Annotated in this window: 14 protein-coding genes; 13 read left to right on the top strand and 1 reads right to left on the bottom strand. The window is 70.2% G+C overall.

Annotated elements, in window-relative coordinates; genetic code table 11:
- Nucleotides 1-126 precede the first annotated feature (126 nt).
- The gene (gene lexA, locus ACWD3H_RS26825) at nucleotides 127-837 is read right to left on the bottom strand and encodes a transcriptional repressor LexA (RefSeq protein ID WP_343972512.1); all 711 of its coding nucleotides are present in this window, start codon (nucleotides 835-837) and stop codon (nucleotides 127-129) included.
- A gap of 637 nt (nucleotides 838-1,474) precedes the next feature.
- On the opposite strand from lexA, the gene ACWD3H_RS26820 reads away from it, so the two are divergent.
- From ACWD3H_RS26820 to ACWD3H_RS26760, 13 genes are all read left to right on the top strand, one after another.
- A complete protein-coding gene (locus ACWD3H_RS26820; protein WP_451956959.1) occupies nucleotides 1,475-1,741 on the top strand; it encodes a LysM peptidoglycan-binding domain-containing protein in 267 nt (88 codons plus the stop codon).
- A 410-nt stretch (nucleotides 1,742-2,151) separates the two neighbouring features.
- Complete coding sequence (nrdR, locus tag ACWD3H_RS26815; RefSeq protein ID WP_350925962.1) at nucleotides 2,152-2,613, top strand: transcriptional regulator NrdR; 462 nt, start codon at nucleotides 2,152-2,154, stop codon at nucleotides 2,611-2,613.
- 82 nt (nucleotides 2,614-2,695) lie between these two features.
- Nucleotides 2,696-5,518 (top strand): vitamin B12-dependent ribonucleotide reductase, encoded by a 2,823-nt coding sequence (locus tag ACWD3H_RS26810; RefSeq protein ID WP_355567507.1) that lies wholly within the window; start codon nucleotides 2,696-2,698, stop codon nucleotides 5,516-5,518.
- Nucleotides 5,519-5,709: 191 nt separating this feature from the next.
- A complete protein-coding gene (locus ACWD3H_RS26805; protein ID WP_355567521.1) occupies nucleotides 5,710-5,868 on the top strand; it encodes a hypothetical protein in 159 nt (52 codons plus the stop codon).
- A gap of 84 nt (nucleotides 5,869-5,952) precedes the next feature.
- Nucleotides 5,953-6,090, top strand: coding sequence for a LysR substrate-binding domain-containing protein (locus ACWD3H_RS26800; protein ID WP_451935373.1), 138 nt, complete (start codon nucleotides 5,953-5,955; stop codon nucleotides 6,088-6,090).
- Between the two features lie 204 nt (nucleotides 6,091-6,294).
- The gene (locus tag ACWD3H_RS26795) at nucleotides 6,295-7,470 is read left to right on the top strand and encodes a DUF3103 family protein (RefSeq protein WP_451956958.1); all 1,176 of its coding nucleotides are present in this window, start codon (nucleotides 6,295-6,297) and stop codon (nucleotides 7,468-7,470) included.
- Nucleotides 7,471-7,756: 286 nt separating this feature from the next.
- Nucleotides 7,757-8,230 (top strand): hypothetical protein, encoded by a 474-nt coding sequence (locus ACWD3H_RS26790; protein ID WP_451956957.1) that lies wholly within the window; start codon nucleotides 7,757-7,759, stop codon nucleotides 8,228-8,230.
- Nucleotides 8,227-8,679, top strand: coding sequence for a hypothetical protein (locus ACWD3H_RS26785; protein ID WP_451956956.1), 453 nt, complete (start codon nucleotides 8,227-8,229; stop codon nucleotides 8,677-8,679). Before ACWD3H_RS26790 ends, ACWD3H_RS26785 begins: the two co-directional genes overlap by 4 nt.
- 1,040 nt (nucleotides 8,680-9,719) lie before the next feature.
- Nucleotides 9,720-13,259 (top strand): protein kinase domain-containing protein, encoded by a 3,540-nt coding sequence (locus tag ACWD3H_RS26780; RefSeq protein WP_451956955.1) that lies wholly within the window; start codon nucleotides 9,720-9,722, stop codon nucleotides 13,257-13,259.
- A 37-nt stretch (nucleotides 13,260-13,296) separates the two neighbouring features.
- Nucleotides 13,297-14,571 carry a serine/threonine-protein kinase gene (locus tag ACWD3H_RS26775; RefSeq protein ID WP_451956954.1) on the top strand — a complete coding sequence of 425 codons (1,275 nt, stop codon included), beginning with the start codon at nucleotides 13,297-13,299 and terminating at the stop codon, nucleotides 14,569-14,571.
- A 55-nt stretch (nucleotides 14,572-14,626) separates the two neighbouring features.
- Nucleotides 14,627-14,872: a hypothetical protein gene (locus tag ACWD3H_RS26770; protein WP_451956953.1), complete on the top strand. Its 246-nt coding sequence runs from the start codon at nucleotides 14,627-14,629 to the stop codon at nucleotides 14,870-14,872.
- Between the two features lie 321 nt (nucleotides 14,873-15,193).
- A complete protein-coding gene (sthA, locus tag ACWD3H_RS26765) occupies nucleotides 15,194-16,597 on the top strand; it encodes a Si-specific NAD(P)(+) transhydrogenase (RefSeq protein ID WP_451956952.1) in 1,404 nt (467 codons plus the stop codon).
- A 344-nt stretch (nucleotides 16,598-16,941) separates the two neighbouring features.
- Nucleotides 16,942-17,652: a VOC family protein gene (locus tag ACWD3H_RS26760; RefSeq protein WP_451956951.1), complete on the top strand. Its 711-nt coding sequence runs from the start codon at nucleotides 16,942-16,944 to the stop codon at nucleotides 17,650-17,652.
- Nucleotides 17,653-17,767 lie beyond the last annotated feature (115 nt).

Raw genomic sequence — 17,767 nt, 5'->3', positions numbered from 1 at the left:
CGCCGCTCTCCTCCCCTACCCCCCACCCCCCGGGGGCCCCCCCCCCCCCCGGGGGGGGGGGGCCGCCCCCCCGGCGTGGCGTGCGTTCTCGAGCGTGTGGCCCGGAGGGTTGAAGGCGCGCGTGCTTCAGAGCTTGCGGAGGACCGCCACGACCTTGCCGAGCACGGTGGCCTCATCACCCGGGATCGGGTCGTAGTTGGGGTTGTGCGGGACCAGCCAGACGTGGCCGTCCCTGCGCTTGAAGGTCTTGACCGTGGCCTCGCCGTCGATCATCGCCGCGACCACGTCACCGTTGTCGGCCACCGGCTGCTGGCGTACGACCACCCAGTCGCCGTTGGCGATGGCGGCCTCGATCATCGAGTCTCCGGTCACCTGGAGGAGGAAGAGCGTGCCCTCGCCGACGAGTTGCTTGGGCAGGGCGAAGACATCCTCGATGCTCTCCTCGGCGAGGATCGGGCCACCGGCGGCGATCCGGCCGACGAGTGGCACGTAGGCGGCGGTCGGGCGGCTGACCGGGGTCTCGTCCTCGCCGGAGTCGGGATCCACCCACAGCACGGGCTCGCCGGGAAGGCGTACCTCCAGAGCACGGGGGCGGTGCGGGTCACGCCGCAGGTAGCCCTTGCGCTGCAAAGCCGTCAACTGGTGCGACACGCTGGAGGTGCTGGTGAGCTGCACCGCCTCACCGATCTCCCGCATGGACGGCGGGTAACCGCGCTGCTGCACGGAGTCGCGGATCACTTCAAGGATCTTCCGCTGCCTGGGGGTGAGGCCAAGGGAGTCACGCCTTCGCACCGCCAGGTCGCTGGCGGCCGAACCGTTCTCGTTGTGCTGGCTCATACGAACTCCTCGCCTCCCGGTCTGTATCTGATGTGTCGCACACAGCGACCATACAACGGCCGAAGATCATATTCAAACAATTGTTCGAATGTCCTCGATATCGGCGACGCCGTGGTGTACAACATCGTACGGGAGTTCGATCGACATCGTGTTCGATTCACCGATCTTTCTTCGACATGTGTTCGGCCAGGTCGAGGGGATGGGGGCCACCGTGAAACCGACCGCGACGACACCACGATCCATGGCCGTGCCGAGATCCCGGACCGCACGGCGGTCGCCGGGGGCACCGCTGCTGCGCCTGGTGCCGCCACCGAGATCGGAGCCCGCTCCCGCGCCGGAATCAGGCAGCCGGGCCGGGGCGGGGCGGAGTCCGGAAGACGGAAGGGGGCCGGGGCGGCCCGGGCGCGAGCGGACGGCCGGGCGGCCTCGGGAGCCGGAGGCCGGGTGTGAGCCGAGACTCGGGCGCGGCGCGAGGCGTGGGCACGGGCAGGGGCCTCGGCGGGGGCTTGGGCACGGGGCGCCGGGCCAGGTGCCCGGGGCGGGAGCGGTTCGTGCGGGCGTCCGTCGCCCGGGTGCCGTCCGGCCCCGGACCGCCAGGCGGCCACTCCGGCTCACCCGGCGTGGGAGGATCGTGGCGGTGACGATGCTCGTACTGTTCACCCTGGGGATGCTCTGGGTCGGCGGGCGCATCGACACGGCCCTGGCGGGCGAGCGGACGGGTCACGAGGGCCTGCCCCGGATCACGGTGCACGCGGGTGACACGCTGTGGGAGATCGCGGACGCGTTGACGCAGGAGGGTGACGCCGGCCGGGCGGTCCGTCGCATCATGGACCTCAACGGGCTGGCCGACTCCGAGGTCCGGCCCGGAACCCGGCTCTATCTCCCCGAGGGCCTCATCCGCTGAGAAGCGGCGCATTCCGTGGGGCGCGTGGGATTGGCCGGCGGGGTTCGAGGAAGGTGTGGGCGAGCCGCGCGGGAGGGTTCGATGAGGGCCCTGCCTGACATATCGTCTGGGACGCATGTGAGGGAAGGGGTGTGTGAGGTGGGAGGGCATCGCCCGAGGGGCGACACGCCGAGACGTGACGGCTGATCAGCGACTTCGTGTGGCGAGGGCCTTTCAACTTGCGTTCATGGTCGCGCACTTCTACCGTTAGACCACAACATCTAGTGGCTGCACTACAACACTTCACCACAGATTGTGTTTCCATTACCGCATCTCGACTATTCGAGGGGCGTGCGCGAGCGTCTCGACATGCGCGCCATGGGGCAGGTGAGGTGGGTGAGCCGCTCTCGCAGCTCAAGGAGGCGACGCGCGTGCACTGTCCGTTCTGTCGTCATCCGGACACGCGAGTCATCGACAGCAGGGCCACCGAGGACGGCGGTGCCATCCGCCGCAGGCGCACGTGCCCGGAGTGCGGGCGCAGGTTCACCACACAGGAGACGGTCCTGCTCATGGTGAGCAAGCGCAGTGGCGTGACGGAGCCGTTCTTCAGGGACAAGGTGATCGCCGGGGTCCGGCGGGCCTGCCAGGGGCGGCCCGTCGGCGAGGACTCCCTGGCGCAGCTGGGCCAGCGGGTCGAGGAGAGCATCCGGGCCACCGGATGCGCCGAGATCGCGGCCCACGAGGTCGGGCTGGCGATCCTGGGGCCGCTCCGCGAACTGGACGAGGTGGCGTACCTGCGGTTCGCCTCCGTCTACCGGGGGTTCGAGACCCTGGCCGACTTCGAGGCGGAGATCGAGCAGCTCCGGGCGGGGCGCTCCAGCGGGCAAGACTGAGAAAGACCCTGGGCGCCGGGGGTGAGCGGCGTGTTGGTGTGGTCCGATATGAGGGCTCGCGGAGCCTCAGGAGGGGGAAATCATGACGGAGACCGCCGGCGCGGTGGCACGTGGGAGCAAGCGGCCGCGCAAGGGCCTGAGGATGAAGCGCATCTTCACCACCCCAGGCGTGCACCCCTATGACGAGCTGTCCTGGGAGCGCCGTGACGTCGTCATGACCAACTGGCGCGACGGCTCGGTCAACTTCGAGCAGCGCGACGTCGAGTTCCCCCAGTCGTGGTCGGTCAACGCCGCCAACATCGTGACCACCAAGTACTTCCGCGGCGCGGTCGGCACCCCGCAGCGGGAGTGGAGCCTCAAGCAGCTGATCGACCGCGTGGTGGGCGTCTACACCCGTACGGCGGTCGAGCACGGCTACTTCGCCGGCGAGGAGGACGTGGAGATCTTCGACCACGAGCTCAAGCACGCTCTGGTCAACCAGGTCTTCAGCTTCAACTCCCCCGTCTGGTTCAACGTCGGCACGGCGTCGCCGCAGCAGGTCAGCGCCTGCTTCATCCTGGCCGTCGACGACCAGATGGAGTCGATCCTCGACTGGTACAAGGAAGAGGGTGTGATCTTCAAGGGCGGTTCCGGTTCCGGCGTCAACCTCTCCAGGATCCGCTCCTCCAAGGAGCTTCTCTCCAGCGGCGGCACCGCCAGCGGCCCGGTCTCCTTCATGCGCGGAGCGGACGCCTCCGCGGGCACCATCAAGTCCGGCGGCGCCACCCGCCGCGCCGCCAAGATGGTGGTCCTCGACGTCGACCACCCCGACATCGAGGAGTTCGTCGAGACCAAGGCGCGCGAGGAGGACAAGATCCGCGCCCTCCGTGACGCCGGGTTCGACATGGACCTGGGCGGCAAGGACATCGTCTCCGTCCAGTACCAGAACGCCAACAACTCCGTGCGCGTCTCCGACGAGTTCATGCGCGCGGTGGAGCAGGGCGAGGAGTTCGGCCTGCGTGCCCGGCTCACCGGCGAGGTCATCGAGAAGGTCGACGCCAGGAGCCTGTTCCGCAAGATGGGCAAGGCCGCGTGGGAGTGCGCCGACCCCGGCGTCCAGTACGACGACACGATCAACGACTGGCACACCAGCCCCGAGACGGGCCGCATCACCGCCAGCAACCCCTGCTCGGAGTACCTGCACCTGGACAACTCCTCGTGCAACCTGGCGAGCATCAACCTGCTGAAGTTCCTGAGAGACGACGACACCTTCGACATCGCGAACTTCGTGAAGATCACTGAGCTGATCATCACCGCGATGGACGTCTCCATCACCTTCGCCGACTTCCCGACCGAGAAGATCGGCGAGACCACTCGTGCCTACCGCCAGCTCGGCATCGGCTACGCCAACCTCGGCGCGCTGCTCATGGCCACCGGCCACGCCTACGACTCCGAGGGCGGCCGCGCCCTGGCCGGAGCCATCACCTCGCTGATGACCGGCGCCTCCTACCGCCGCAGCGCGGAACTGGCCGCGGTCGTGGGCCCGTACGACGGCTACGCCCGCAACGCCGACGCGCACAAGCGGGTCATGCGCAAGCACAACGACGCCAACGAGACTCTGCGCACGTTCGAGAAGATGGACGGCGACATCCACCACGAGGCCTCCAAGCAGTGGGCCGAGTGCCTCAGGCTCGGTGAGAGGAACGGCTACCGCAACGCCCAGGCCTCGCTGCTCGCGCCCACCGGGACCATCGGCCTGATGATGGACTGCGACACCACCGGCATCGAGCCCGACCTCGCCCTGGTCAAGTTCAAGAAGCTCGTCGGCGGCGGTTCCATGCAGATCGTCAACCAGACGATCCCGCGCGCGCTCCGGCAGCTGGGCTACCAGGAGGAGCAGATCGAGGCGATCGTCGAGTTCATCGCCGAGCACGGCCACGTCGTCGACGCCCCCGGCCTGCGCCACGAGCACTACGAGGTGTTCGACTGCGCCATGGGCGAGCGCGCGATCGCCCCCATGGGGCACGTCCGGATGATGGCCGCGGCCCAGCCGTTCCTGTCCGGCGCCATCTCCAAGACCGTCAACCTCCCCGAGTCCGCCACCATCGAGGACATCGAGCAGGTCTACATGGAGGGCTGGAAGCTCGGCCTGAAGGCCCTCGCGGTCTATCGCGACAACTGCAAGGTCGGCCAGCCCCTCTCGGCCGCCGGCAGGAAGACCGAGGCGAAGGAGGCTGTCGCCGAGCCGGAGATCCAGGTCGTGGAGATCAGCCGCCCGACCCGTCGCCGGATGCCGAACCAGCGTCCCAGCACCACCACCCGCTTCACCGTGGGCGGCGCCAAGGGCTACATGACCGCCTCCTCCTACCCCGACGACGGCCTCGGCGAGGTCTTCCTGAAGATGTCCAAGCAGGGCTCGACCCTCGCGGGCGTCATGGACGCGTTCTCGGTGGCCATCTCCATCGGCCTGCAGTACGGGGTGCCGCTGGAGACCTACGTCGGCAAGTTCGTCAACATGCGCTTCGACCCGGCCGGCATGACCGACGACCCGGACATCCGGATAGCGGCCTCGGTGATGGACTACATCTTCCGCCGCCTGGCCCTGGACCACCTGCCCTACGACGACCGTGCCGCCCTCGGTATCTTCTCCGCCTCCGAGCGCGCCGCCCAGCAGCGTGGTGAGGACCCGGCCCCGATCCACGCCGACGAGGTCATCGCCGAGCTCGCCACCTCGGCCCCCATCGAGGAGCCCCAGACCCGAGCCGAAGCGGTGCCGGTGGAAACCCCGCGGCGGGCCGGCTCCCTGGAGTCCCACCAGGGCCGCACCGCCGACGCGCCGCTCTGCATGACCTGCGGCACCAAGATGCGCCCCGCGGGCAGCTGCTACGTCTGCGAGGGCTGCGGCTCCACCAGCGGCTGCAGCTGATTCTGGGCGAGCTTCGGATGTGAGGCACCCGGTCAGAGGCGGGGCGTCGGCGGAGGTCCGGTGCCCCGCCTCCGGCTGTCTGTGGGCTTTGCCGCCTCGGACCCGCACCGCTCGCGCCGCGACTCGGGTGTCCCGCAACCGGAGGAGCCGACCTCCCGTGCGGTGAGGGCTCCGCGGCTGATCGGACAGGCATGACGGACCCGGGCGTCGTCATCCCGGCGCCGAGGGGCGCGACGATCATTCCCGAGATGACGCGTGGGCCGGGTTCCTCGTCGAGCACCATCGTTCCCGGCAGCAGGTATCCGACGATGGCGGCGCTGGTCGTGCCCTCGTCCGAGATGAGCCGGTAGTTGAGGTAGAAGGTGACCGGCCTATGAGCCGGGCACACCGAGCGGCCGGCGATACGCTACTTCGCCACGGCGGGCGCCACTCTGATGGCGCCCGCGCTCGCCCGGCTTCGCCAGGAGCATCCGGGCGTGCGAGTCGACCTCGGGATGACCGACCCCGAAGACCCGCTGGGGGAGGCGACGCGGGGCCGTGCCGACCTTGGCCATCGCGATCCGATCCCATAACCGGCTGCACGAGGGCGTCCACACATCCAAGTCCGAAAATGAACGTTAAACCCATTATGGGATTGACCATAAGGGTTCATAAGAAGACGTAATTATTTGACAAGGCGCGCCGGTCATCCTCTGCCTTATGCAACCGCTCGGTTCTCGCAAGAATCCGGCGGTAGTGCTCTATCGGTCTTCTTCTTGCATTGACCAGGAGGTTTTGTGAAGAAGGTAGTTGGGCTGGCGGCATTCGCCCTGGCCGCCACCCTGATGGGTGCTGTAGCGCCGGCGACGGCCGTGGCCGATCCGCTGCCACCCGGCCAGTCGGCCAAGCTCAAGGCCGCAGAGTCGGCCGCCACCATGGACGGGCTCAAGCGGACGCTCGCCGAGCAGATCGCCCGCAGGCTCGACAACGGTGAGTTCAAGGCGGTGCTCAACCGCGAGCTGGCGGGTGACGGCCAGGCCGACCTGGCCGCGTTGTTCGCCTCCGTGCCAGGCGCGCAGGACCTGACCGACTACACCCGCCAGGCTGACAGCAAGATCCTGCAGTTGAAGGGTCTCCAGGCCGAAGGCGAGGGCGAGTCGCTGCTGGAGGTCTCGGCCGACCCCGCCACGGTCAAGCGGGTCGCCGCGGGCGAGAAGCCACTGGTCATGTTCACCCCGTCCAAGGACGAGAAGTTCGTCCGCACCGTCACCGCCTACGACTCGGCCGGTCGCACTTACGAGCTCGATGCCCGCCGGGCTCCCAGGCAGGCGGTGCTCGTCGTGGGCCTGAACGAGCGCAAGACCGCCGAGCTGGGCCAGCAGGTCATCCGCAAGGCTCTCACCGAGGCCGGCATCACCGGAATCGACCGTAAGGCCGATGAGGCCCAGCAGCCTACGGCGCAGGCCGCGGGAACGCCCCGCTGGGCAGCCCAGATCAATCGCATCACCAACTACAACGACCACGAGCCCTGGTACAAGGGCGGACCGGAGATCTACGCCTGGACCATGGGCGCCGGGACCGACGGTAAGGCTCGGGTCGACAGCATCGAGATGCCCTACATCACCAACGAGGGCACGACCTACAGCAACGTGAACCAGGTCCTGATCGAGTGGTCCAACTTCAGCTGGACCGCCGTCGACGTCGTCTTCATGGAGCGCGACGACAACGCCGACCTGTCCGGCCTGGCCAAGGCCATCGTCGAAGGCGTGCTCGTCGTCACCGGAAACGGCCAGTACGTCGCGATCGCCGACAAGGTCATCGGCGCGCTGCCCAGCGACTGGGTCACCGACAGCGACGACTGGGTCGACTCCTGCTACAGCGTCCAGGCCGGCCGCGCCGGACAGGTCAAGTCCATGCCCTGCGCCGCCCGCCCGGTCGGCATGGAGGTACGCCTGATCTCCAACTGGATCTGACGAGTTCGGCTTCGGCCCGACACGTTGACCGCCGCGGCCCCGGTGACACACCGGGGCCGCGGCCTGTGTTCCCGGCCATGCCGCGGAGGCTGTGCCCGGGTACGAAGATGATCGTAGATCGGGGTGTCCGGCGGAGTCCGATGGATGTCCTCATCGGCTGGCCGTGCTCAGAGGCGTGGTCCCGTGCCCGCCTCCGGGACGTCGGGTCACATCACCCAGCGGCTCTCGGCCTTCCTGCCCGCCCCGGTCACCACCGTGACACGCCCCGTCGGCGATCCAGGCGTGGATGTCGGCACTGCCTTCCGAGGGGAACCTGACAGCCGGCGGCGTGGGACCGTCGGGGCTGCCGTACACCATCCTGCGCACGACGCAGTTCCACAACCTGCTGGTGCTGATGCTGGGGAAGCCGGCGAGGTTCAGGGTCCTGCCGGTCCCCGCGGGGACGAACTTCCAGCCGGTGGAGGTCACGGAGGTCGCCGAGCGGCTGCTGGAACTGGTGCTGAGCACGCCCGCCGGGCGGGTGCCCGACATGGGCGGCCCGGAGATCGTGAGCGCGGCCGAGCCGGCGCGGACCTATCTGCGGGTCACCGGCGGGCGCGGGCTCGTCATACCGCTGCCCGTACCCGGCAGGATCGCCGCCGCCTTCCGGCACGGCGTGCACCTCGCGCCCGACCGCCCAGCCGGGTGCGGGACCTTCGCGGACTTCGTCTCCGTGGCCGCCGGCCGGAGCGGGTACGAGGCGGGAACGGAGGGGCGATGAACGAGACGGTCTCCACCGCGCGTGTGCCGTTCTGGACCGCGACCTGGTCGCGCGTCCTGCTCGCCGTCCTGGCCGTGACCGAGGCGGTCGTCGGTGGCTGGGCACTGCTCGTGCCGCGCGGGTTCTACGACGGCTTCCCGCTGCCGGGTCATCCCTGGGTGGCGCTGCTGCCGCCCTACAACGAGCACCTCCTGCGGGACCTCGGTGGGCTCAACCTGGGCTTCGGCCTGATGCTCGCGGTGGCGGCGGTGACGCTCGACCGCCTGCTGATCCGTACGGTGCTCGCCGGATACCTGCTCTACTCGGTGCCGCACCTGACCTTCCATCTCGGTCACCTGGGGCACTTCGACATGGTGGACGCGGTGGGGCAGGTCGTCGTGCTCGCCTTCTGCGTGCTGACCCCCGCGATCCTGCTGTTCCTCACGCGGAAGGCACCGGGCGGCGAGTAGGCCCGAGGCCGCCGACGGCCGGGCCGTGCATGTGCGGACGGTCGGTGCCCGGGCACAGGAAGGGGCCGGAAACGGAGAAAGACCCGCCCGGGCGGGTCTTTCGCGATGGAGGTCAGGCGGCGGAGGTAGGGCCGCTCGTCTGTGGAAAGCGCAGAACGTTGCGGCCCGTGTAGGCGCTGAGATCGACCACCTTGGCGTCGCCGGTCACTCCACGGCGTGTCGCGGAACGAATATCCCTGATCTTGAGCCGTGCGACATATGGTGGCACGACCACAAGTCTCTTCATTGAGCCCCCCGGCGTGATGGTTCCGTTATATGAAATATCTACAGATCGCCGCATAAGACTGCCGTAAAGACCAGGTCAATAGGGGAGTGGGCGACCCGAGGGAGACCTCAGATCCAGGCCGGAGATGCGGGCGGGGCGGCGTGCGCCCCACTGCCGGATGATCCTGGCGCGTCGAATGATCTTCCTCCCCTCCTCGGGCTCGCCGTGCTATGCGTCGCCTGACACCGGCGTGCCCGGGGCTGGTGGGCCCGGCACGCGCGAAAGTCCGTGCGAGCCAACCTAGCCCGCCCCCGCCCTCTGGATCAACCGGTTTGGCTACGGAGAGGCTCCGAAGGCATGCGTACGGTGATGGCGGCTCGGGGTTGGACGCTGATCGCCGGGATCGTCACGACCCGTGCCGCCGGCACCTCCGGCCGACCGCGGCGGCTCACTCCCGGCCGCCACGGCACGACGTGTTTTTCGCGGCGTACGCGCGCCGAACGCGGCACGTCCGGTGCGGGCCCGGCTACTCTGACGACCAGTCGGCCCGTGGCGTCTCCGATCTCCGAACGGTCCTCCCCGACCGGCCGGAAGCAGGCATCCTGGTCGGTGTTCCCGGCCTCGTCGAGGCCGCCCAGCGGGCCACGGGCCATGCCGGCCGCGAGAGTTTCGTCACCGTTCACTCAAGGAGGGCGAGACGTGTTCGGAATGTTCGGCACTCCGCGAACTTCGTCGTCCTCGGGGGCGTCCAACCTGCCGTTGAACGGAGTGTGAGTTGAGCACGACACTTATCGACGGTGATCCGCAGCGGTTGGGCGGTTACTGGCTGGCCGGGCGGTTGGGTGCGGGTGGTCAGGGTGTGGTCTACGAGGCGTACGATGCCGCGGGCAGGCGTGTGGCGGTGAAGGTGCTGCACGGTGACGCCGGGAGTGATCCGGAGTTGCGTGAGCGGTTCGGTCGTGAGGCCGCCGCGGCCCGTCGGGTGGCCTCGTTCTGCACGGCGGGGGTGCTGGACGCCGATCTGGACGGGCCCAGGCCGTACATCGTCAGCGAGTACGTCGAGGGCCCCAGCCTGCGCAGGGCCGTCGCCGAGGGGCGCCGCTTCACCGGAGGCGACCTGCACCGTCTCGCGACGGCGATCGCCACCGCGCTGACCGCCGTCCACGAGGCCGGGGTCATCCACCGCGACCTCAAACCCGACAACGTGCTGCTGGGTCCCGACGGCCCCCGTGTGATCGACTTCGGCGTCGCCCGCACGGAGGACATGTCACTGACCGCGACCGGCATGGTGGCGGGCACCCCGACCTACATGGCCCCCGAGATCTTCATGGGCCAGCGCGCGAGCACCGCCGTCGACATCTTCGCCTGGGGCGGGATCATGGTCTTCGCCGCGACGGGTGCCGACCCGTTCCGGGCGGAGAGCCTGGGCGGGATCATGCACCGCGTGCTGTCGGTACAGCCCCAGCTGGACATGCTCCCCGAGCACCTGCGGCCGTTCGTCGCCGCCTCACTCGCCAAGGACCCCGCCGCGCGGCCCACCGCGAGGGACCTGCTGCTCGCCCTGGTCAGCGGGGACGGCGCCATCGACACCCCGAGACTGCTGGCGGCGGGCAGCGACGCCGGGGCCCAGATCCGCGCGGCCTCCGCCGACCCCGCGCTCGGCACCCTCGCCGAGGACGCCTACGTCGCGCTCGGCCCGGCCGAGCGCGAACTCGCCCCCGAGATCTTCCTGCGGCTGGTCACCGTGACCGACGACGACCAGCTGGTCGTACGGCAGGCGCGGTGGGCCGAGCTCCTCGACGGGCGCGAGGAGGGCGAGGTGACAGCGGTCCGGCGCCTGGTGGAGGTGTTCTCGTACCTGGTCGCCCACGACGAAGAGGAGGTCTGGCTGTCGCGGCCCGCGCTGCCGCAGGCCTGGCCGAGGCTGCGGATGTGGGTCCAGGCCAACCGGGACGGCCTGGCCGTGCACCGCGGCATCCTGACCGCGGCGCGGCGCTGGGAGGCCCAGGGGCACCGGGACGGCGACCTGTTCCAGGGCAGCAGCCTGGAGAACGCCATGCGCTGGGCGGCCACCGGGCGCCGCAACATCACGCTCAGCCCGGTCGAGCGGGACTTCCTGGAGGCGGGTGCCGCCCTCACCCGGCGCCGCGCCCGCCGGGGCCGGGTGCTGTCCGGCACGCTGGCCGTGCTGCTGGTCGTCGCGCTGGTCGCCGGGGTGCTCGCCGTGCAGCAGAGCAGGGTGGCCGACGCGCGCAGCGCCGTCATCGCCTCCCAGCGCGACCAGGCGACGGCCGCCCGGCTCGCCGCGACGGCCGACGCGCTGCGGATCGCCGAGCCGGTCAGGGCCATGCTGCTCAGCGTGGCCGCCTGGCGGCTGGCGCCGGTGACCGAGGCCAGGGCGAGCCTGGCCGGTTCGCTGACCCAGCGGGAGACCGCCGCCTTCCATGACCCGGCCGCGGGAATACACACCCTCAGGGCGCTGAGCGCCGACGGGCGCACGCTCGTCAGCGCGAGCGACGGCGAGGCACGATTCTGGGACGTGCGGACCGGCCGGCGTATCGGTGGTCTCACCGGGATCGGCGACGACCTGCGCGTGATCGCGCTGAGCCCGAGCGGCAGGCTGCTCGTCGTGATCAGCGGTGTGAAACTGAAGGTCTGGAATGTGGCGACCGGCAAGCCGACCGGCGCGGTCCTCGCCGTCCAGCCACGCAACGCGGGTGGCGACGTCGGGGCGTTCTTCGGCCGGTCCGATGACTGGATCATGGTGACCCAGGGGGAGGGGCTCACGGTCTGGAACCATCTGGACGGCAGGAAGCTGTACCCGCCTGTCGCGGGCATCGACTTCGACATCTCCGCGGACGGGAGCGGGATCGCCGTCGGCGGGCTGGACGGTGAGCTGGCGGCCTTCACCCTGGACGGCCTGCGCAGGATCTCGCTGGGCACCCGCTGTAACGGGTGCGGACCGCGGGTGGCCTACAGCCCGGACGGCAGGACCGTCGCGGTCTCCCGGGGCAGGAAGCTCGAACTGCGCGACGCGTCCACCGGAGTCGATCTCGACCGTTTCTTCGAGGGGAGTGTCAGCGGAGATCCGGTCTTCAGCCCCGACGGGCGCTTCCTGGCCGTGGTGACCGACACGGCCCTGCGGGTCTGGCGGGTGGGGGACGGCAGGCTCCTGCTCACCCAGAGGATCGACGGGTTCATGCCCACCGTGGCCTTCGATCCGGACGGGCGGACGCTGCGCTACCTCACCGAGGACTCGGTGACGACCCTCGACGTCGGCACGCTGACCAGGCCCGCCCCGCTGAAGGGCCCCGGGACCAACTGGGCCGCGCTCAGCCCCGACGGCCGGCTGCTCGCGTCCAGGGACGAGGGAGCGAGTGAGATCGTCATTCGCGACGTGCGCCGGCGCACCCGGACCGGCACGCTGAACGTCGGGCCCGACGGCGCCGACGGCGCCTTCGCGATGGCCTTCAGCGCGGACGGCGGACGACTGGTGGCCAACACCGGTGGTGACAGCTCCCGGCTGACCGTATGGGACGTCGCCGCCGCCAAGCGGATCGCCGCCGTCGAGACGGTCCGCGATGGGCAGGTGTTCGCCCTGGCGATCAGCGCGGACGGCACCGCGGTGGCCTCCTACACCCTCTACTTCGAATCGGTGGGCGCCTCGGACGGGGAGATCTCCGTGTGGGACGTGCCCAGCGGCAAACTCCGCTGGTCAAGGCCCCAGCAGTCGGTCGAGGGGCTGGTCTTCACCCCCGATGGCAGGATGCTGGCGGTCGCGGGGGGAGAGCACCGGTTGCTGGACGCCTCGACGGGCAAGCCGTTCGGCGAGACGTACGGCGCGCCCACCGTCACCATCCCGACCACCGCCCTGGCCTTCGACAAGGAGGGCACCCGCTTCGCCACCGCCGACCAGGTCGGGCGGGTCTCGGTGTTCGAGACCAGAAGCAGGGATCGGGTGGGAAACCTGATCAGGGCCGAACCGGCCACGAAGACGGCCCTGGCGTTCTCACCTCGCGGAGACGTCGTCGCCGGGGCGGTGAACGACCGGTCGGTGGGGCTGTGGGACGTCGAGACCGGACGCCGCCTCGGCCCGCCGATCGCCTCGCAGAGCGGTGAGTTCCGGTCCCTGGCGTTCAGCCCGGACGGGGCCCGGCTGGTCGTCGTCGACTCGGCCGGCACCCTGGACGAGTATCCGGTCGAGCCGGAGGCGGTGGCGCGGGCGGTCTGTGAGCACGCGGGCCGCACCCTCTCGCGCGAGGAGTGGCGCACCTACCTCGGTGACCTGCCCTATCGCAACGTCTGCCCCGGTTAGGAGAAACTTTTTCTCCGGAGATCGCATCAAACACCCCATGAGAGTGGCGCGGGAACTGATCGTGGGTGATCCGCAGCGGTTGGGCGGTTACTGGCTGGCCGGGCGGTTGGGTGCGGGTGGTCAGGGTGTGGTCTACGAGGCGTACGATGCCGCGGGCAGGCGTGTGGCGGTGAAGGTGCTGCACGGTGACGCCGGGAGCGATCCGGAGTTGCGTGAGCGGTTCGGTCGTGAGGCCGCCGCGGCCCGTCGGGTGGCCTCGTTCTGCACGGCGGGGGTGCTGGACGCCGATCTGGACGGGCCCAGGCCGTACATCGTCAGCGAGTACGTCGAGGGCCCCAGCCTGCGCGGGGCCGGCCGGATCTTCGGCGGTGACGACCTGCACGCCCTCGCGACGGCGATCGCCGTCGCGCTGACCGCCCTCCACGACGTCGGGGTCGTCCACCGCGACCTCGCACCCGACAAGGTGTTCCTCGGCCGGAGCGGACCCAGGATCGTCGGATTCGGGGTGAGTCCCGGCCTGAGAACCGCGCTGACCGCCACCGGGCTCAGGCCACGCGCGCCGTCGTACACGGCGCCCGAGGTGTTCACCGGCGGTGAGGCGGGTCCCGCCGCCGACGTGTTCGCCTGGGGCGGGATCGTGCTGTACGCCGCGAGCGGCGAGGATCCGTTCGCGGCGGGCAGCCTGGGCGCGGTGATGCACCGGATCCTCTCGCTCGACCCCGATCTGAGCCCGCTGCCCCGCTCGCTGCTGCCTCTGGCCGCTGCCGCGCTCGCCAAGGATCCCCGGGCCAGACCCGCCGCCCGCGATCTGCTGATCGCCCTGATCGCCGCCGACCCGGCCGTTCCCCGGACGGATGCGCCGGAGCCCGAGACGGCCCCGCTGCTGCGGGCGGGTGCCGAGGTCGCGGCCAGGGTCCGCACGGCCTGCGACGATCCGGGGCTGGGCGCGCTGGCCGAGTCGGCGTTCGCCGCGCTGGACCCGGCGGACCGGGAGCGCGTGCCGGAGGTGTTCCTGAGGCTCGTCGTCATCGACGCCGACGGGCAGGCGGTCGCCCGAGAGGCCAGGGCCCCCGCCGGGTCCGAGGGCGTCCTGCACGGCTTCGCGGGGCTGGTCGGGCACCGGGGAGACCGGGCGTGCCTGGTCCACCAGGCGCTGCCTTACGCCTGGCCCCGCCTGGGGGAGTGGATCGACGCCAACCGCGCCCGCCTCGTGGCACGCGAGAGGTGCGCCCGGCTGCTCCCCCCGCTGCTGGCCGCCTCGGCGGTGTTCGCGCTGGTCGCGGTGGTGATCGTGGTGGGAAGGATTGTCTGACTGGCGGCTACCTGGGTAGGACTTAACCGGAAATGCCGAGTTTTCGGGGGGAAACATGGCGACTTGTGAAACGTGCGGTAACGACTACGACATGAGCTTCGAGGTGCACACCCAGGCTGGGGTGCACATCTTCGACAGCTTCGAGTGCGCGATCCAGCGGCTGGCACCGATCTGCGAGCACTGCGGGGTCCGCATCGTCGGGCACGGCGTCGAGGCCGGTCGGCGCTGGTTCTGCTGCGCCAACTGCGCACGCCAGGAGGGGGCGACCGCGATCGTGGACCATGTGGGGGCGACGGTGTAAGGCGGCAGCGACACGGCGTGGCGGCATGAGGCCGCCACGCGGGGAGACGCTCGCCTGAGACGCGGTCACCGGGCGAGGTGCCGGTGCGCCGAGGCCGGAGGAGACGGCGGCCGGCGGAGGTGCCGGCAGGGCCGTCACGGTCCGGACCGCTCATCATGTTCAGCGCCGGAGGAGGGGGAATCGCCTCCTTGCCGCGGTGCCGGGGTTCGAAACGGTCAGGGGTGCCTTTACCGGCCGAGGGAGGCGAGAAGCAGCTTCCCCCGGTGAGCGCGGGGGTCACAGGTCTGGTTGAGATCGTCCCGTGCGTTCACACTGAGCCCTATGTGGGATTTTGATGTCATCGTTCTTGGTTCCGGGCCGGGTGGGCAGAAGGCCGCGATCGCCGCCGCGAAACTCGAACGGCGCGTCGCGCTCGTCGAGCGGCGCAACATGCTCGGTGGAGTATGCATCAACACCGGCACCATCCCCTCCAAGACGCTGCGTGAGGCCGTCCTGCACCTGACCGGCCTCAACCAGCGCGGCATGTACGGCCAGAGCTACCGGGTGAAGGATGAGATCACCGCGGCCGATCTGGGCATCCGCACCCAGCACGTGATCGGCCGGGAGATCGACGTGATCCGCAGCCAGTTGTCGCGCAACCACGTGGCGATGCTCAGCGGGATGGGCCATTTCGTCGACCCGCACACGGTCGGAGTCGTCGACGAGCACGGCCACGAGACCAAGGCGACCGCTGACAAGATCATTATCGCCACGGGTACCCGGCCGGCCCGCCCCGACACCGTGGAGTTCGACGACCACGCCATCATCGACTCGGACGGCATCCTGAAGCTGCAGGACATCCCCGACTCCATGGTGGTCGTCGGGGCCGGGGTGATCGGCATCGAGTACGCCTCGATGTTCGCCGCGCTGGGCACCAAGGTGACGGTGGTGGAGCGCCGTGACCGGATGCTCGACTTCTGTGACCTGGAGATCGTCGAGGCGCTCAAGTACCACCTGCGCGACCTGGCGGTGACCTTCCGTTTCGGTGAGACCGTCGCCGCCGTGGAGCGCCGCTCCCGGGGGGCGCTGACCGTGCTGGAGAGCGGCAAGAGGATCCCCGCCGAGACGGTGATGTACTCGGCCGGCCGCCATGGCATGACCGACGAGCTCGCCCTGGGGAACGCGGAGCTGGCCGCCGACGCCCGAGGCCGCATCCAGGTCGACGAGCACTACCGCACCACCGTGCCGCACATCTACGCCGTCGGCGACGTCATCGGCTTCCCGTCCCTGGCCGCCACCTCCATGGAGCAGGGCCGCATCGCCGCCCACCACGCCTGCGGGGAGCCGCTGCGCGGTATCCACCACCTGCAGCCGATCGGCATCTACACCATCCCCGAGATCAGCTTCATCGGCCACACCGAGGACGAGCTGACCGCCTCCCACGTCCCCTTCGAGGTCGGCATCTCCCGCTACCGCGAGCTGGCCAGAGGCCAGATCATCGGTGACACCTACGGCATGCTCAAGCTCCTGGTCTCCCCGGAGACCCGCGTCCTGCTCGGCGTGCACGTCTTCGGCACCGGCGCCACCGAACTGCTCCACATCGGCCAGGCGGTCATGGGCTGCGGCGGCACCATCGACTACCTGGTCGACGCCGTCTTCAACTACCCCACCCTGGCCGAGTCCTACAAGGTCGCCGCCCTGGACGCGATGAACAAACTCCGCCGGGTGGCCCGCTTCGAGCTCTGAGTCCCCTTTCGAGGACCACCGGGCGAAAGTGGCAGCGGGTCAGCGCGCACCGGTGGAGCGGCTCTGCGTGGTGGCTCACCCGGGCGCGGTCATCCGGCCGTCGTGGGGCCGCCGAAGGCGTACTCCAGGGGCGGCAGCACCGCCTGGGCATCCGCGCCGCCGACCCAGAGGTCGATACACGCGCATCCGTCCTCCTTGGCCCGCGACCGGTGGGACGAATCCGGCGAGCTCCTCAGGCACCGTTCGGTGCGTAACGCACCGAAGGCGGATTGCGGGGACCTCGACGGCGCATCCGCGTCGCCGATGGGTCCCGTGCGGGGGAGGGACGCTGCGATCATGGCGGTATGACGCAGCAGGTTCCGGATGGTGACGAGAGGCTGAGCCGACGGGAGATCTCCGACGCCGTCGGCGATCTTGGGTGGCGCTATGTCCTGGACGTGGTGCGCACGTCGGTGGCCGTGGCATCGCCCGCGCGGGCGGTCGAGGTCGTCGCGCGCGCGGTGGCCGTGGCCGGCGCGGACGGAGAGCGAAGCCTGGAGATGGACGTCCGCCCCGGCCGGGTGGTCTTGACCCTGCGCTCACCGGTCACCGGTGCGGTGACGCCGGTCGAGGTCGAGCTCGCCGGTCGGATCTCCGCGGTCGTGAGCGAGCTCGGGCTGAGCACCGGCCCCGACGTGGGCGGCCGGGAGGTGCGGTCGGTCCAGGTCCTTGAGATCGCGATCGACGCGATCGACATCGCCGCCGTCCGCCCGTTCTGGAAGGCGGTGATGGGTTATGACGACGAGCCCGGAGCGTCCGGCGGCGAGGGCGCGCTCGTGGATCCCGTCGGGCAGGGTCCGGCGATCTGGTTCCAGCGGATGACCGCGCCCCGGGCGCAGCGCAACCGGATCCATCTCGACGTCTCGGTCCCCCACGACGAGGCGTCCCACCGGGTCGAGGCAGCCCTCGCCTCGGGCGGGGTTCTGCTGTCCGACGCCGCGGCGCCCTCCTTCTGGGTGCTGGCGGACGTGGAGGGCAACGAGGCGTGCGTGACGACCTGGCAGGGAAGGGACTGACGGCCGGCCGGTGTCAGGCCGACGGTTCCGCGGTCGCCTCCCGGCGTCGGCCGTGATGGTGCCGAGGCACCACCCGCGCGACCGCGGTGAGTCGTGCGAGGGCCGGCAGTGGCCG

Source organism: Streptosporangium sp. NPDC002607 (genome assembly GCF_053592655.1).
This window is presented reverse-complemented; position numbering and strand designations above follow the sequence as displayed.

Excerpts from the sequence above, each read along its gene's own strand:
- lexA (WP_343972512.1), bottom strand. The coding sequence starts at position 837 with ATGAGCCAGCACAACGAGAACGGTTCGGCCGCCAGCGACCTGGCGGTG.
- ACWD3H_RS26810 (WP_355567507.1), top strand. The coding sequence starts at position 2,696 with ATGACGGAGACCGCCGGCGCGGTGGCACGTGGGAGCAAGCGGCCGCGC.
- ACWD3H_RS26805 (WP_355567521.1), top strand. The coding sequence starts at position 5,710 with ATGACGGACCCGGGCGTCGTCATCCCGGCGCCGAGGGGCGCGACGATC.
- ACWD3H_RS26800 (WP_451935373.1), top strand. The coding sequence starts at position 5,953 with ATGGCGCCCGCGCTCGCCCGGCTTCGCCAGGAGCATCCGGGCGTGCGA.
- ACWD3H_RS26790 (WP_451956957.1), top strand. The coding sequence starts at position 7,757 with ATGTCGGCACTGCCTTCCGAGGGGAACCTGACAGCCGGCGGCGTGGGA.
- ACWD3H_RS26785 (WP_451956956.1), top strand. The coding sequence starts at position 8,227 with ATGAACGAGACGGTCTCCACCGCGCGTGTGCCGTTCTGGACCGCGACC.
- ACWD3H_RS26775 (WP_451956954.1), top strand. The coding sequence starts at position 13,297 with ATGAGAGTGGCGCGGGAACTGATCGTGGGTGATCCGCAGCGGTTGGGC.
- ACWD3H_RS26770 (WP_451956953.1), top strand. The coding sequence starts at position 14,627 with ATGGCGACTTGTGAAACGTGCGGTAACGACTACGACATGAGCTTCGAG.
- sthA (WP_451956952.1), top strand. The coding sequence starts at position 15,194 with ATGTGGGATTTTGATGTCATCGTTCTTGGTTCCGGGCCGGGTGGGCAG.
- ACWD3H_RS26760 (WP_451956951.1), top strand. The coding sequence starts at position 16,942 with ATGACGCAGCAGGTTCCGGATGGTGACGAGAGGCTGAGCCGACGGGAG.